This window comes from Janibacter sp. A1S7, assembly GCF_037198315.1.
Lineage (GTDB): Bacteria > Actinomycetota > Actinomycetes > Actinomycetales > Dermatophilaceae > Janibacter > Janibacter alittae.
This window is the reverse complement of the sequence record NZ_CP144913.1, coordinates 478569-492936: the sequence shown is the minus strand read 5'-3', so window position 1 is coordinate 492936 and position 14368 is coordinate 478569. Positions and strand designations below refer to the sequence as shown.

Below are 14368 nucleotides of genomic sequence, written 5' to 3'. Positions count from 1 at the left end.
ACGAAGATGACCGACGACCATCCCACCAGCCAGGGAGAGCGCCCGGGCCCCAATCGCCGCGCCTTCATCGGCTACGTGATGGCCGGTGCCACGCTCGCCACGGCCGCCGACATGGGCCTGGGCAGCGAGTCCGCCGAGGCCGCCGTCCCCACGCCACCGCAGATTCCCGAGGTCATGGACCTCAACGACCTGCTGACCCTGGCGGCCCAGCCCACCGCGAACCTCATCACCGTCACGATCGGCAAGGACGGGCGAGCCTCCTTCGCCCTGCCGCGGGCCGAGGTCGGACAGGGCATCGTCACCTCGAGCGCGATGATGATCGCCGAGGAGCTGGACCTGCCGGTGGACAGGATCGACGTCACCCTGGCCACGGCCCGACCGGAGCTGGTGTTCAACCAGCTGACCGGCGCGTCGAACACGACGATCTCCACCTACACCCCGATCCGCGTCGCCGCGGCCCTGGCGAAGCAGCGCCTGCTGGAGGCCGCAGCGACGGTCCTCGGCGACACCGTCGACGCGCTGACGGCCAAGGCCGGCGTCATCACCGACAGCACCGGCCGCAGCGTCGACTACGGGGAGCTGTCGGTCACGGCCGCAGTGGCCGAGACGGTACGTGCCTCGATCACCCTCAAGAAGCGTTCCCAGCACTCGGTCATCGGGACACCGCAGGGCCGGACGGACGCCCGGGCAGCGGTGACCGGCACCAAGACCTTTGCGATGGATCTCGACGTACCCGACGCCCTTCCGACGATGGTCTGCCGACCGCCGACGCACATGGGCACGCCAGTTCGCCTGCGCAACAAGTCCGCGATCACGGCGATGCCCGGGGTGACCGACGTCGCCCAGGTCGCCACGGGTATCGCCGTGCGGGCCAAGACCTTCGGCCAGTGCATCGACGCCATCATCGAGATGGACGTGGAGTGGGAAGGGGGGAAGCTGGCCGGCGAGGACGACGCCTCGGTCCTGGCGAACCTCAAGAAGGCCGAGCTGCCGATGGCGGTGCCGAAGGTGCCGTTGCTGGCCACGCAGGTGGACGCCGAGTTCACCTTCCGCTTCCGCAGCAACTCCTCGCTCGAGCCGAACTGCGCCATCGCCGACGTGCGCTCGGGCTCGGCGGAGATCTGGGGCTCGTTCAAGACGCCGGTCACCGCCCAGGAGGAGATCGCCGCCGAGCTCGGTCTGCCGATCTCCTCGGTCACGGTCAACGTCACCGAGGGAGGTGGGTCCTTCGGTCGCAAGCTCTTCTACGACGCGGCCCTGGAGGCCTCCCGGATCTCCCGGGCGATGGGCAAGCCGGTGAAGCTGATGTGGCACCGGGCCGACGAGCCGCGCCAGGGCCGGTTGCACCCGATGTGCACCTCACGGGTGCGGGCCACCCATCTGCTGGGCGAGGTGCTCTCGTTCGAGCAGCGCCACACCAGCGTCCAGACCGACTTCGGCCACGGGCTCGGTGAGATCGTCACCTCCCGGGCGGCCGAGCTGCCCGCCGGCGTCGGCAACCTCGGGCTGTCGGAGACGTACTTCACCCTCACCCAGGAGATCCCCTACAACTTCGGCGTCGTCACCCAGTTGCTCAGCGAGACCGATGACCGATTCGCCACCGGCAGCATGCGCAACGTGTACTCCCCCGACACACGCACCGCCAGTGAGCTGGTCGTCGACGAGCTCGCGCGGAAGATGCGCCGGGATCCGGTCGCCTTCCGACGGACGTTCCTGCGCAGCGACCGCGCGAAGGCCGCCCTGGACAAGGTCGCCGAGGTCGGCCGCTGGGGTCGGGACCTGCCCGAGGGCGTCGCCCAGGGCGTGGCGGTCCACAAGGAGTACAAGGGCGTGACCGCGTGCCTGGTCGAGATCGACACGCGACCCGAGACGGTCGACCGGAACATCCGTGCAGCCGTCACCGGACCGCGTGTCACCAAGGCCGTGTTCGCCGTCGATGCCGGGCTGGTGATCAACCCCATGGGTCTGGACGCGCAGATGCTCGGTGGGTTCATGGACGGCATGGCTCTGGCCCTGACCTCGAGCTGCCACTTCGAGGACGGACACTTCCTCGAGGCGAGCTGGGACAACTACTTCTACACGCGGCAGTGGAACGTCCCGCCGGAGATCACGGTCGAGATCATGCCTTCGGACGAGGGCCAGCCCGGTGGCGCCGGTGAGGCCGGGGTCGCGGCGAGCTTCGCGGCCATCGCCTGCGCGTACGCACGGGCCACCGGGACGATGCCGACCGAGTTCCCGATCAACCATGCCGACCCGATCGCCTTCGAGCCGAAGTCCTTCGTGCCCTCGGTTCCGCAGTCGCCGACCAACGGCCTGAACTACACCTACTGAGGAGCGCACCATGTCCAGTCACACCTTCGTCCTCAACGGCGAGAAGGTCACGGTCGATGTCGAGCCGGGCGTACGCCTGCTGTGGGTCCTGCGTGACGTCCTGGGCGTCACCGGCCCGAAGTACGGGTGCGGCATCAACGTCTGCAAGGCCTGCACGTCGCACGTCAACGGCAAGGCGATGAATCCCTGCTCGGTCCCGGTCGACCAGATCTCCCCGGACGACGAGATCACCACCATCGAGGGCCTGGCCGACACCGTCGACGCCGACCTGCACCCGATGCAGGAGGCGTGGATCGAGCACGACGTCGCTCAGTGCGGCTACTGCCAACCGGGTCAGATCATGGCCGCGGTCGCCCTCGTGCGCGCGGTCCGTGAGGAGGGCCGCGCGATCAGCGAGTCGGACCTCGACGGCATCCGCAACATCTGCCGCTGCGGCACCTACACGCGCATCCGCGAGGCGATCCGCACCGGCGAGCAGCACATGTGAGCGACGCCCTCCCCGACAGCCGTCAGGCCCAAGCAGTTGCGCAGGGAAGGGCGCCGGACCCTCGCACGGGCCTCAGCAGTTGCGCAGAGAGGGGCGGCGCCGGTCACGCGGCTCCGTCAGGACTGGCGTGGCCCCCGCGCCATCGCCTGCAGACGCTCGATCCGCTGGTCCATCGGCGGGTGGGTGGAGAAGAGCTTGGAGACGTCCTTCGCGTTGAAGGGGTTGGCGATCATCATGTGCGAGGTGTTCTGCAGCTCCTGGGTGGGCTGCAGCGGCGCCTTGGCGACTCCGCGCTGGAGCTTGTCCAACGCCGAGGCCAGGGCCAGCGGGTCGCCGGTCAGCGCGGCCCCGTCCTCGTCGGCGTCGTACTCGCGGGTGCGGCTGATCGCCATCTGGATGACCATGGCCGCGACGGGCGCGAGCAGGGCCACGGCGATGGCGGCGATCGGGTTGCGGTCGCGTCCACCGAACCACAGGCCGATCGATGCGACCGAGGAGATGACGCCCGCGATGGCCCCGGCGACCGAGCTGGTGAGGATGTCGCGGTTGTACACGTGCATCAGCTCGTGACCCAGGACACCGCGCAGCTCCCGCTCGTCGAGCAGCTCGAGGATCCCCTCGGTGCAGCACACGGCCGCGTGCTCGGGGTTGCGTCCGGTGGCGAAGGCATTGGGCGCACGCGTCGGCGAGACGTACAGGCGGGGCATCGGCTGGTCCGCCTTCTGGCTCAGCTCCTGCACGATCCGGTACATCGCCGGGAACTGCATCGGGTCGGCCGGCTGGGCCCGCATCGCCTTGATCGCCAGCTTGTCCGAGTTCCAGTACGAGTACGCGGTCATCCCGACCCCGAAGAGACCGAAGATCCACATGAACATGCTGCCGCCGAGGGCGTAGCCGACGAGCAGGAGCAGCGTGAAGATCCCGCCGAAGAGGGCTGCTGTCTTCAGCCCGTTGAAGTGGTGGTTGTGCATGTCAGTCCCAACGTCGAAGGGGGTCATCTCGTTCCCGCACCCAGCAGCAGCACCGGCAGGACGGTGGCAGTCAGGAGCACGACGCCGGCGACGACGGCGACCGTCGTGCGGGTTCGGGTGACGGCCTCCGGCTCCCGCGGGACCCGCTCGGGCGCGAGCACCAGCGCCAGCCAGCGCAGGTAGACGGCGAAGCCGATCGCCGCGGCGAGGACGGCCGGCAGGGCGATCCACCAGAGACCGGCGTCGGCGAGGGGGCGCAGCGCGACGAACTTCGCGAGCAGGCCGGCCACCCCCGGCGGCAGCCCGGCGAGGGTGAGCAGCCCCAGCCCGAGGAGAGCGGCGTGGACGGGGCGACGGCGCAGCAGCCCGCGGTCGTCCTCGAGCGTGCGGCCGCCACCCGGCGCGAGGTCGGCGACGACGGCGAGGACGGTGGTGACGGCGACGACGTAGACGGCGAGGTACCCGATGGCCGCGTCGACGTCGCCCGCGGCGAGCGGGGCGATCACCCAGCCACCCTGGGTGACCGCGGACCAGGCGATGAGGCGAAGGGGGTCACTCGCCCGCAGCGCGAGGACGGCACCGACGAGCATGGATGCCACCGCCAGCACACCCAGCACCGGGACGAGGTCGGGCCGGACGCCGGCCGCCCCCTCCATGACGGCGATGAGCGCCCCGACGGCCGCGATCGCCGAGACGCTCGCCAGGAGCATCGTCACAGCGACACCGGCGCGCGGATAGGTGGCCGGGGTCCACGCGTGGAAGGGCACGAGCGAGAGCTTGAAGGCGAGCGCCGCCAGGAGCAGCACCAGGGCGAGGGTGAGCAGGGCCCGGGGGCCGTCCTCCTGCCAGGCCGACCGGGCCGCCCCTCCCCCGAGACGGATGCTTCCGGTGGCGCTCACCCAGAGGCCGGCACCGAGGACGGCGACGCCGAAGGAGCTGATCGAGGTCATGATCAGCTGCATCGCACCGCTGTCCCGGCGGCCTCCGCGCAGGACCGCGAGCGCGACGACCGGCAGCGTGGCCAGCTCCAGACCGACGAGCCAGGTCCCCAGGTCGCGGGCGACGGTGACGGTGGCGGCGCCGGTGACGGTGGTCAGGAGCAGGGCGGTCTCGACGCCCGGTCCGGACGCGGATGCCGGGCCCTCTTGCGTCTCGTGGCCGGGCGGACGCGCGAGCAGGAGTGCGAGGACGGCGATCCCCGCGGCCGCCGCCAAGGCCTGCAGGAGCGCACCCGACTGACCGACGTGGAGCAGGCAGGGGCCGACGTCGGCCCCGTTGGGCGCGCTGACGTCCAGTGCGGGGTCGCCCGGCAGGCAGACCGTGCTCAGAGCACCATCGGCCCCGACCCGCAGGCGAAGGGAGATCGCCGCACCGAGCCCGAGGAGCAGGGCGAGCCCGCCGATCACCGGGGCGGGGGTCCGGCGGTGGGGCCAGAGGGCGTCGAGGGCGAGGACGAGCACGGCGCCGATCGCCGGGGCGAGGACGGGCCCGGCGACCAGGACGTCGATCTGCGGGGGCGCAGCGGTCGGCGTCACGGTGTCACCACCGCGACCAGGGCGGGTTCGGTGACGGTGAGCACGAGCACCGGAGCGACACCGAGGACGAGGACGGCGAGTGCGAGGACGGCGCCGGGGACGGTCTCGGGCCGATCGAGCTCGCCGTCGCGGCCGACATCTGCGCTGCCGGACTCGGCGACGGGCAAGGGCCGTGTGCGCGCGAGACCATCGGCGTCCGCGTCGGATTCCGTGGCGGGTCCGGCGTCGGCCTCCGTGGTGGGTCCCGCGTCGGGTTCCGGCGCGGTGGGTGCGTCGGAGTACCCCTCACCGAGCCAGACGAGACGCGCCACCCGTAGGGCGTACCCGGCGGCGAGCACGGCGCCGACCGCGGCGACCGCCGCACAGGCCGCGAAGAGGGTGGTCGAGCGCCCCTGCGCAGGATCGAGCGCGGCGATGATCGCCGGGAACTCACCCCAGAAGCCGGCCAGACCCGGCAGGCCCAGGCCGGCGGCCAGACCGGTCAGCAGGAGCAGCCCTCTCCGGGGTGCGTGCTCGCGCAGGGCCGGTCGCGGGATGCGCAGGTCATCACCGCCCCAGCGGTGCTTGAGCCCTCCGACGACGAGGAAGAGCAGCGCCGAGATCAGGCCGTGGGCGAGGTTGCCGTAGAGCGCAGCGGTCACGCCGGTGGTCGTCCCGGTGGCCAGGGCGAGGGCGACGAAGCCCATGTGTGCGATCGACGACCAGGCGATGAGGCGCTTGAGCCCGGGCTCGACGAGGCAGACGAGTCCGCCCCAGACGATGCCGATGACGCCGCAGACCGCGAGCACGGGGGCGATGCGGGCGAAGCCGTCGGGCACCGTGGCCAGGGGTAGCCGGATCAGCCCGTAGGTGCCCATCTTCAGCAGCACTGCGGCGAGCAGCATCGAGCCTGCCGTCGGGGCCGTGGTGTGGGCCAGCGGCAGCCACGAGTGCAGCGGCCAGACGGGGATCTTGACCGCCAGCCCGAGGGTGAGCAGGACCGCGATGACCAGCTGCGTGCCGGCGTCGAGGCCCTCTCCCCGGGCGGCACCGAGTGCAGCGAGGTCGGCGGTGCCGGCCCGGGAGACGAGCAGCAGCACCCCGAGGAGCATGAGCGTCGAGCCGGTCCCGGTGTAGAGGACGAAGCGCGCACCCGCCTCACGTCGGGCCCGCGGGTCCCGCTCGTCGCCGAAGCGGGTGATGAGCACCCACACCGGCACGAGCACGAGCTCGAAGGCGACGACGAAGAGGAGGGCGTCCCCGGCGGCGAAGGTCGCCACCGCCCCGCCGAGGGTGAACAGGATGCAACCGACGACGGTGGCCGCGCTACCACTTCGGGGTCGCTCGGTGAGGGTGGTCGCGCACGCGGCCCCGGTGACGAGCGCCGCGAGCACGGCCAGCGGGCCGCTGATGCCGTCGAGTCCGAGGTGCAGGCGCAGGCCGAGTGCCGGCAGCCAGGCGACGTCGACGACGGAGTCGGTGGCCCAGGCGACGGTGACGAGGGCGAGCGTCACGAGCGATGCCACGATCCCGGCCCGGGCGGCGGTGCGGGTGGACGGCTCGGTGCCGCTGCCGAGCAGGACGGCGCCGGCGAGCAGCGGGAGGGCGCAGGCGAGTGCGATCACGAGGTCCCCCCGACGGTGATGACACCGAGACCGACGACGAGCAGCACGCCGACCCCGAGGAGGGCCAGCGCGGACGTGGGGCGCGATCGGGCGTGGGCGCGCGTCCCGACGCCACCCAGACCGAGCACCCCCGAGGCGGCGGCGCGCACGTAGCTGTCGATGACCTCCCGGTCGAGGAAGGCCACCAGGCGTGCCAGGGCAAGGACCGGTCGCACCACCAGCGCCTGCTGCAACCGGCCGACGTGCAGGCCCTGCCCCACGAGGGCCCCGAGGCGACCCTCGACGAGTCGGGTCTGCACGCCGCTGACGTCGAGCAGGTAGCCGACCGCGATGCCCAGGAGGACGAGCGCGAGGACGCCGATGAACAGCGGCAGCGGCACGTCGCCCGCTCGCGGCAGGCGCACGCCGAGCGCGATCCCCCCGAGGATGCTGGCGACCCCGAGGACGACGAGGATGCCGGCGACGGCGCCGGGCATGACCGCCCGGGCACGCACGACGCGGGGGCCCTGGCCGCCAACGCCTCGGACGGCCACGAGCAGCGCCCGGGTCGCGTACGCGGCGGTGACCACTGCGGTGACCAGCAGGCTGCCCATGACGAGCCCGGCGACCGCGCCGCGGGTGTCGGAGTCGTGCGCGACCGCGGCGATGACGTGCTCCTTGGTGACGCCGCCGAGCACGAGCGGCACCCCCGCGAGTGAGACGAGGCCGGAGACCCACGCGAAGAGCGCCACGCGATGGGTGCGGGCGCTGCCGACGAGGGCGTCCCAGCGGGTCGAGCCGCCGGTCATCGCGAGCCAACCGATGGTCAGGAAGAGCAGGGCCTTGAAGATCGCGTGACCGTAGAGGTGACCGAGGGCGCTGCCGACCGCCGGCCCGGCCCCGGCAGCGGCCAGTGGGGCGAGCATCACGCCGATCTGGCTGATCGTCGACCAGGCGAGCAGACGCTTGAGGTCCGGCTCGACCAGGGCGAGCAGCGCGGCGAGGAGCATCGTCACCGCGACCGAGACGCCCAGCACCGCTCGGGCGGCGGCGGCCAGCACGAGCACCGGGAAGAGCTGCCCCAGCACGACCGTGCCGGCGGCGACCATCGTCGCGGCGTGGATCAGGGCCGAGGCCGGCGTCGGGCCCTCCATCGCGTCGAGCAGCCAGTCGTGGAAGGGCAGCTGGGCGGACTTGCCCAGGACCCCGATGACGACGAGGACGAGTGCGGTCGAGCGCAGCGCGGGGTCGCCGGCGGAGGTCCAGTGCTCGATGACCTCGGCACGGCCGGTGGTACCGGCCCCCGCGATGAGCAGGGCCATGCCCAGCACCAGGCCGATGTCGGCGAGGCGCGTGACCATGAAGGCGGTGTGCGCCGCCCGGCGCGGCGCCGGGCGGCGCGACCAGTGGCCGATGAGCAGGTAGGAGCACCACCCCATGACCTCCCAGCCGACGATCGTCAGCAGGAGGTCGCTGGAGAGGACGACGAGGGTCATCGCCCCGGCGAAGAGCGCGATGGTCGCGTGGAAGACCCCGCGCCGGTCATCGGCGGCGAGGAACCAGGCCGAGTAGGTCTGCACGGCCGCGACGACGAGCGAAACCGTCAGGACGAGGAAGGCGCTCGTGCTCGACAGGCCGATCGCGAGGGGCAGGTCGACCGTGCCGATCACCAGCTCGCCACCGGTGGCACGGCCGTCGGCGAAGGGGTCACCGGTCGGCCCTGCGGTCGCGCCGGCGAGCGCGACGATCGAGGCGACGAGGGAGAGCACGGATCCGAGGATCGCGAGCAGACCGGCGAGTGTCGCATGTCGTGCGAGGACGAGGGCGAGGGCGGCGGTGCCCGCGGGGAGGGCGATGAGGAACCCGCCCGTCGTCGCGGTCACCGGGCCGCCTCGGCGAGGTCGATGCTGCCACGGCGCCGGTAGGCGGCGATGATGACGGCCAGCGCGATGACCACCTCTGCGGCGGCGATGGTGATGACGAAGAGCGCGAGCACCTGACCGGACCACATCTCGTCACGACCGAGCGCCCCGGCGGTGACGAGCAGCAGGCTGCCACCGGCGATGAGCAGCTCCGTGCCCACGAGGACGAGGACGGCGTTGCGGCGGGCGAGGATCCCGTAGAGCCCCAGCCCGACGAGGACGCTGGCGAGGAGGTACGGGCCTGCGGCGTGGATCATGGCTGCGTCTCCCCCTTCGCCCGCGGCTGCTCGCCGGTCAGACCGGCGACGGCGAAGGCACCGACGAGGGCGGCCAGAAGGAGCAGCGAGAGCAGCTCGAAGGGCCACACCCAGGTGGAGAAGATCTGTCGACCGAGCTCCGCGGTGCCACCGGGCCGGACCTCGGCGCGGGCGGCGGTGGGCAGCAGGACGGCGGCGACGAGCCCCGCGGTGCCGGCGCCGACGAGGGCCGCGAGCGCCCGGTGGCCCCGGGAGGTGGAGTGCTCCTCCCGGGGGCCGATCGGCGCCCGGGTGAGCATCAGCGCCACGATCACGAGGACGACGACTGCCCCGACGTACACGAGCACCTGGACCAGGGCGACGAGCTCGGCGCCCAGGACGAGGTAGCAGCCGGCGAGGCCGAGGAGGGCGACGACGAGCCAGAGGGCGGAGTGGACGACCTGGCGCGTCGTGACCGCGATCGCAGCAGCGGCAGCGGTGATCAGACCCGTGGCGGCGAAGGCGAGGTCGAGACCCGTCATCGGCGCCTGCCGCGCGAGGGTTTGTTGGCAGCGGTCACTTCCGGTGGGTCCGCAGCGGCAGGGTCGAGCTCCGGTGGGGCCGGGACCTCCTGCGCCCACTGCCCGAGCCGGTCCTTCTCGTGGAGCAGGTCGCGGATGTCGGTCTCCGCGTACTCGAACTGCGGGCTCCAGAAGAGGGCGTCGAAGGGGCAGACCTCGACGCAGATGCCGCAGTACATGCACAGCGAGAAGTCGATGGCGAAACGGTCGAGGACGTTGCGCTGCCGGGCACGTCCGCCCTCGCTCGCCGCAGGCACTTCTTCCTTGTGCGAGTCGATGTAGATGCACCAGTCGGGGCACTCGCGGGCACAGAGCATGCACGAGGTGCAGTTGGTGTCGATGAGCGCGATGACCCCGCGTGAACGCGCCGGCAGCTCCGGCGCGACGTCGGGGTACTCGGCGGTGTGCGCCGGGCTGACCAGCTGCTTGGCGGTCGCGGCCATCCCCGAGACCAGCCCCGGGACGAATCCTCGTCCGGCGTCGTCGTGCGTACTCATGCCGTGAACACCACCCCTACGGCAGTCAGTGCGATCTGGGCCAGGGCGAGCGGCACGAGGACCGTCCACGCCAGTCGTTGGAGCTGGTCCTCGCGCAGGCGCGGCCACGAGACCCGCATCCAGATGATGAGGAGGACGACGAGCGAGCCCTTCAGCAGGGTCCACAGCCACCCGAGGTGCTCGGCGAGGGGCCCCTGCCACCCGCCGAGCCAGAGGACGGCGAAGAGCAGTCCCATGACCACCATGCCGGCGTACTCGGCGAGCATGAAGAAGGCGAAGCGCAGCCCGGTGTACTCCGTCAGCGGGCCCATGACGACCTCGCTGTCGGCGATCGGGGCGTCGAAGGGGGGCCGCTGAAGCTCCGCGGTCGCGGCCACGACGAAGACGATCGCACCGGGCAGCTGCCAGAGCAGCCACCACGGGGACCAGGCCTCGACGACGGCCGCGAGCGAGAGGGTGCCGGCGGCCATGGCGATCGAGGCCACGGACAGCACGAGCGGCAGCTCGTAGGCGAGCAGCTGTGCGGCAGCGCGCATCCCACCGATGAGCGCGTACTTGTTGGCGCTGGCCCAACCGGCGACAAGCGCCCCCAGGACGCCGACGCCGATGACGGCGAGCACCAGCAACAGGCTCGCCGGGACCTCGGCCGCGGCGACACCGGGGTGGATCGGCAGCAGCGCCATCGCCACGACGTACGGGACGAGGGCGATCGCCGGGGCGAGGCGGAAGATGCGCCGGTCCGCCGCCGCGGGGGTGATGTCCTCCTTCTGGACGAACTTCACCCCGTCGGCGACGAGCTGCGCCCAGCCGTGGAAGCCCCCGGCGTACATCGGGCCGAGCCGCCCCTGCATGTGCGCCATGACCTTGTGCTCGGTCTGACCGGCGACGAGCGGCAGGACGAGCACGGCCGCAAGCGCGGCGAGGGAGCGCAGCGTGATCTCGAGCAGGCTCATCGTGGCCCCCACTCCGGGCCGGGGACACCCGGCGCGGAGACGCGGCGGCGCCCCGGGGACTTCCTCGTCGTGCCCGAGTGGCCCTCGCCGGGCTCCTTGCCGCCGGGCCAGGGCTTGGTCGCCCGGGCCGCCAGGACGAAGGACTTGCGCAGGGGCGTGCCCTCGAAGCCGTCCGGCAGCAGCAGGGGACGCATGCCCAGACCGGTGCCGTCGTCGAAGCCGGTGAACTCCTGCCCGAACATCTCGTGCGTCTCGCGCTCGTGCCAGGCGGCCCCGCCGAAGACGCCGGTCAGGCTGGCCAGGGGCGCACCGAGCGGGACGCGGGTGCGCAGCAGCAGCGTGCGCAGGTCCCGCTCCGGGCCCGGACGAGGGTCGAGCAGGTGGCAGACGACGTCGAGGCCGGGGTCCTGCTCGCGGTCGCTCTCGTCGACGGCGGAGAGCCAGTCGAAGAAGGTGTAGCCACGCTCCCGTGCGTCGCGCACCGCGCGGACCCACTCCTGTGTCGCGATGGTGAGCCGCTCCCGGGGCACGTCACTCCCCCTTCGTCGGGCGGCGTAGGAGGCCGCGCCGCACGGAGCCGGCGCTGACCGACCGACCGCTGCGGGGCCGCCCCGGGGACTCGGCGGCGATCCGGTCCTGCAGGACGATGATCCCGTGGAGCAGCGCCTCGGGGCGGGGTGGGCAGCCGGGGACGTAGACGTCGACGGGGATGAGCTGGTCGACGCCCTTGGTCACCGAGTAGGAGTCCCAGTACGGGCCACCGGAGTTGGAGCAGGCACCGAAGGAGATGACGTACTTCGGCTCGGGCATCTGGTCGTAGAGGCGGCGGATCGAGGGCGCCATCTTGTCGGTGACCGTGCCGGAGACGACCATGAGGTCGGCCTGCCGCGGGCCGGGGGCGAAGGGGATGACGCCCAGCCGGATGAAGTCGTGCCGGGCCATCGACGCAGCGATGAACTCGATCGCGCAGCAGGCCAGCCCGAAGTTGAAGACCCACAGGCTGTACCGACGGCCCCAGTTGAGGACGACCTTCATGGGGCGGGGTGCGTGGGCGGCCCCGGGTCCCACGCGCGGCATCGGCAGGTCCGTCGTCATCGCGGCACCACCATCAGGTCCACCTCAGCAGCCCGCGGCGCAGGGCGTGGACGAGCCCGAGGAGGACGACGCCGATGAAGATCGCGACCTCGACCAGGCTCGCCGGACCCAGATCGGTGCGCAGCACGAGCGCCCACGGGAAGAGGTAGACCACGTCCACCGCGAAGATGACGTAGAGGAAGGCGTAGCCGAGGTAGCGCACCCGGGTCTGGGCCCAGTGCTCACCGACCGGGTCGACCCCGGACTCGTAGGTGGCCAACTTCGTCGGGACGGGGTCCGACGGGGCGAGCAGCCGACGGGTCGTGTAGCCGGCGACGACGAGGAGCACGCCGACGACGAGCGCCCCTGCGACGACGAGATATCCAGCCACGGGACCAGCCTACTGTCGGCCGTCACCCCGCTGGAGGAGATCCTCGCGCTGCATGTGACGCCGATCACCTTTACCCTCGGAGCGACGGTCGCGCAACGAGGCTCGACCGGGACATCTGGAGGACACGTGCGTTCACGTACCGCAGCCGCCACCGCGGCCGCAGCCACCGCGGCCCTGGCGATGACGACCCTCGCCGCCGGGCCCGCCCAGGCGAAGAATCCGAACAACTCGAAGAAGATGACCCGGGCGGTCACCGTCGAGAACGTCCACGACCATCTCGAGCAGCTCCAGGCGATCGCCGACGCCAATGACGGCAACCGCGGCGCCGGGACCTCCGGCTACGAGGCCAGCGCCGAGTACGTCGAGCAGACCCTGCAGGACGCGGGGTACGAGACCGAGCGCCAGGACTTCACCTTCATGTACGAGGAGGTGCACGGGACGAGCCTGACCGAGCTCTCCCCCGACGCCCGCGAGGTCGAGCACGTCCCGATGTCCTACAGCCAGCCGACGCCCGAGGGTGGTGTCACCGGCGCGCTGGTCGCGCCCGCGGTGGCCGTCGGCTGTGACACCGCCGCCTGGGACGGAGTCGACCTCAGCGGGGACAGCGACATCGCCCTCGTCAGCCGCGGGGACTGCTCCTTCGCAGCCAAGGCCGTCTCCGCCGGGGAGGCCGGCGCCGAGGCCGTGCTCATCTACAACAACGTGGAGGGGCCGCTCAACGGCACCCTCGGCGGTGTCGAGCCGACGAGCGCACCGGCGACGGGCATCAGCATGGCGGAGGGGCAGGCGCTGCTGCAGAAGACGGCAGCCGGCCCGGTGACGATGTCCTTCGTCCTGGACAAGACCATGGAGCAGCGGGAGACCTTCAACGTCCTGGCCGAGACCGACACCGGCCGTGACGACAACGTCGTCATGCTCGGCGCCCACCTCGACAGCATCGGCGACGGCCCCGGCATCAACGACAACGGGAGCGGCACCGCCGGCATCCTCGAGACGGCCGTCCAGCTCGGCAAGGTCAACAAGCTCAACAACACGGTGCGTTTCGCCTTCTGGGGCGCCGAGGAGCTCGGTCTGCTCGGCTCCGACCACTACGTCGCCGACCTGCAGGAGAACGACCCCGAGGAGCTCGACGACATCGCGACCTACCTCAACTTCGACATGATCGGTTCGCCGAACCACATCATCGGGGTCTACGACGCCGATGAGTCGACGTACGAGGCGCCGGTCGCGGTTCCCGCCGGTTCCGTGGCCACGGAGGCCGTCCTCACCGACTACTTCGACGCCGCCGACCAGCCGTGGGTCGACACCGCCTTCTCCGGCCGCAGCGACTACTCGGCCTTCATCAACGCGGGAGTTCCGGCCTCGGGCCTGTTCACCGGGGCTGACGGGACCAAGACCGAGGAGGAGGTCGAGATGTTCGGCGGGACCGCCGGCATCACCTACGACCCGAACTACCACACCCCGGCCGATGACATCGGCAACGTCAACATGGAGGCGCTGGACATCATGAGTGACGCGATCGCGCACTCCGCGATCACGCTGGGCCAGTCCACGAAGGAGATCAACGGCAAGACCAGCCGCGGCAAGTCCGGCAAGCCCGGTCCGACCGTGCCGGTCGGACCGGAGGGCGCGGACGCCGCCTGACCGCACCCACCCCGGCGAAGGGGGGGCGCTCCCGCCGTGGGAGCGCCCCCCCTTCCGTGCGCCGTGATGGCGGACACGGGGGTTGGCCCCACCCGGTTCGGGGCGCGATCCGCATGGACTCTCGCAGCGCGACAGGGCAAAGTCGTGGGTGAGACCTTCAGGA

General features: G+C 71.8%; 14 protein-coding genes. 3 read left to right on the top strand and 11 right to left on the bottom strand.

Translation table 11 applies throughout. The features are described 5' to 3' along the window. Window positions 1-6 precede the first annotated feature (6 nt). Together V1351_RS02410 and V1351_RS02405 are read left to right on the top strand one after the other, a co-directional pair. Window positions 7-2331 carry a molybdopterin cofactor-binding domain-containing protein gene (locus tag V1351_RS02410; protein ID WP_338750373.1) on the top strand — a complete coding sequence of 775 codons (2325 nt, stop codon included), beginning with the start codon at window positions 7-9 and terminating at the stop codon, window positions 2329-2331. A gap of 10 nt (window positions 2332-2341) precedes the next feature. Further along, window positions 2342-2818, top strand: coding sequence for a (2Fe-2S)-binding protein (locus V1351_RS02405; RefSeq protein ID WP_338750371.1), 477 nt, complete (start codon window positions 2342-2344; stop codon window positions 2816-2818). Between the two features lie 116 nt (window positions 2819-2934). Here V1351_RS02405 and htpX read toward each other — a convergent pair whose 3' ends face one another. The 11 genes from htpX to V1351_RS02350 are packed head-to-tail and all read right to left on the bottom strand — an operon-like array spanning window position 2935 to window position 12561. Then, a complete protein-coding gene (gene htpX, locus V1351_RS02400) occupies window positions 2935-3789 on the bottom strand; it encodes a zinc metalloprotease HtpX (protein WP_338750369.1) in 855 nt (284 codons plus the stop codon). Window positions 3790-3812: 23 nt separating this feature from the next. Next, entirely contained in the window at window positions 3813-5324 is a 1512-nt protein-coding gene (locus V1351_RS02395) for a proton-conducting transporter membrane subunit (protein WP_338750367.1), read from the bottom strand. Beyond that, on the bottom strand, window positions 5321-6928 hold the full coding sequence (locus V1351_RS02390; RefSeq protein WP_338750365.1) for a complex I subunit 4 family protein: 1608 nt from the start codon (window positions 6926-6928) through the stop codon (window positions 5321-5323). The genes V1351_RS02395 and V1351_RS02390 overlap by 4 nt, the downstream gene beginning before the upstream one ends. Continuing rightward, window positions 6925-8790, bottom strand: coding sequence for an NADH-quinone oxidoreductase subunit L (locus tag V1351_RS02385; protein ID WP_338750363.1), 1866 nt, complete (start codon window positions 8788-8790; stop codon window positions 6925-6927). The genes V1351_RS02390 and V1351_RS02385 overlap by 4 nt, the downstream gene beginning before the upstream one ends. Next, window positions 8787-9086, bottom strand: a complete 300-nt coding sequence (gene nuoK, locus V1351_RS02380) for an NADH-quinone oxidoreductase subunit NuoK (protein WP_338750361.1) — start codon at window positions 9084-9086, stop codon at window positions 8787-8789. The genes V1351_RS02385 and nuoK overlap by 4 nt, the downstream gene beginning before the upstream one ends. After that, entirely contained in the window at window positions 9083-9607 is a 525-nt protein-coding gene (locus V1351_RS02375; protein WP_338750359.1) for an NADH-quinone oxidoreductase subunit J, read from the bottom strand. Before V1351_RS02375 ends, nuoK begins: the two co-directional genes overlap by 4 nt. Continuing rightward, window positions 9604-10143, bottom strand: coding sequence for a NuoI/complex I 23 kDa subunit family protein (locus tag V1351_RS02370; protein WP_338750357.1), 540 nt, complete (start codon window positions 10141-10143; stop codon window positions 9604-9606). Before V1351_RS02370 ends, V1351_RS02375 begins: the two co-directional genes overlap by 4 nt. Beyond that, complete coding sequence (gene nuoH, locus V1351_RS02365) at window positions 10140-11096, bottom strand: NADH-quinone oxidoreductase subunit NuoH (RefSeq protein WP_338750355.1); 957 nt, start codon at window positions 11094-11096, stop codon at window positions 10140-10142. The genes V1351_RS02370 and nuoH overlap by 4 nt, the downstream gene beginning before the upstream one ends. Further along, window positions 11093-11626, bottom strand: a complete 534-nt coding sequence (locus V1351_RS02360; protein WP_338750353.1) for an NADH-quinone oxidoreductase subunit C — start codon at window positions 11624-11626, stop codon at window positions 11093-11095. Before V1351_RS02360 ends, nuoH begins: the two co-directional genes overlap by 4 nt. A 1-nt stretch (window position 11627) precedes the next feature. Next, window positions 11628-12191 (bottom strand): NADH-quinone oxidoreductase subunit B, encoded by a 564-nt coding sequence (locus V1351_RS02355; RefSeq protein ID WP_338750351.1) that lies wholly within the window; start codon window positions 12189-12191, stop codon window positions 11628-11630. Window positions 12192-12204: 13 nt separating this feature from the next. Then, window positions 12205-12561, bottom strand: coding sequence for an NADH-quinone oxidoreductase subunit A (locus tag V1351_RS02350; protein WP_338750349.1), 357 nt, complete (start codon window positions 12559-12561; stop codon window positions 12205-12207). Between the two features lie 126 nt (window positions 12562-12687). Here V1351_RS02350 and V1351_RS02345 point away from each other — a divergent pair, with 126 nt between their 5' ends. Next, window positions 12688-14205: a M20/M25/M40 family metallo-hydrolase gene (locus V1351_RS02345; protein WP_338750347.1), complete on the top strand. Its 1518-nt coding sequence runs from the start codon at window positions 12688-12690 to the stop codon at window positions 14203-14205. Window positions 14206-14368 lie beyond the last annotated feature (163 nt).

Excerpts from the sequence above, each read along its gene's own strand:
- V1351_RS02355 (WP_338750351.1), bottom strand. The coding sequence starts at position 12,191 with ATGACGACGGACCTGCCGATGCCGCGCGTGGGACCCGGGGCCGCCCAC.
- htpX (WP_338750369.1), bottom strand. The coding sequence starts at position 3,789 with ATGCACAACCACCACTTCAACGGGCTGAAGACAGCAGCCCTCTTCGGC.
- V1351_RS02370 (WP_338750357.1), bottom strand. The coding sequence starts at position 10,143 with ATGAGTACGCACGACGACGCCGGACGAGGATTCGTCCCGGGGCTGGTC.
- nuoK (WP_338750361.1), bottom strand. The coding sequence starts at position 9,086 with ATGATCCACGCCGCAGGCCCGTACCTCCTCGCCAGCGTCCTCGTCGGG.
- V1351_RS02375 (WP_338750359.1), bottom strand. The coding sequence starts at position 9,607 with ATGACGGGTCTCGACCTCGCCTTCGCCGCCACGGGTCTGATCACCGCT.
- V1351_RS02410 (WP_338750373.1), top strand. The coding sequence starts at position 7 with ATGACCGACGACCATCCCACCAGCCAGGGAGAGCGCCCGGGCCCCAAT.
- nuoH (WP_338750355.1), bottom strand. The coding sequence starts at position 11,096 with ATGAGCCTGCTCGAGATCACGCTGCGCTCCCTCGCCGCGCTTGCGGCC.
- V1351_RS02405 (WP_338750371.1), top strand. The coding sequence starts at position 2,342 with ATGTCCAGTCACACCTTCGTCCTCAACGGCGAGAAGGTCACGGTCGAT.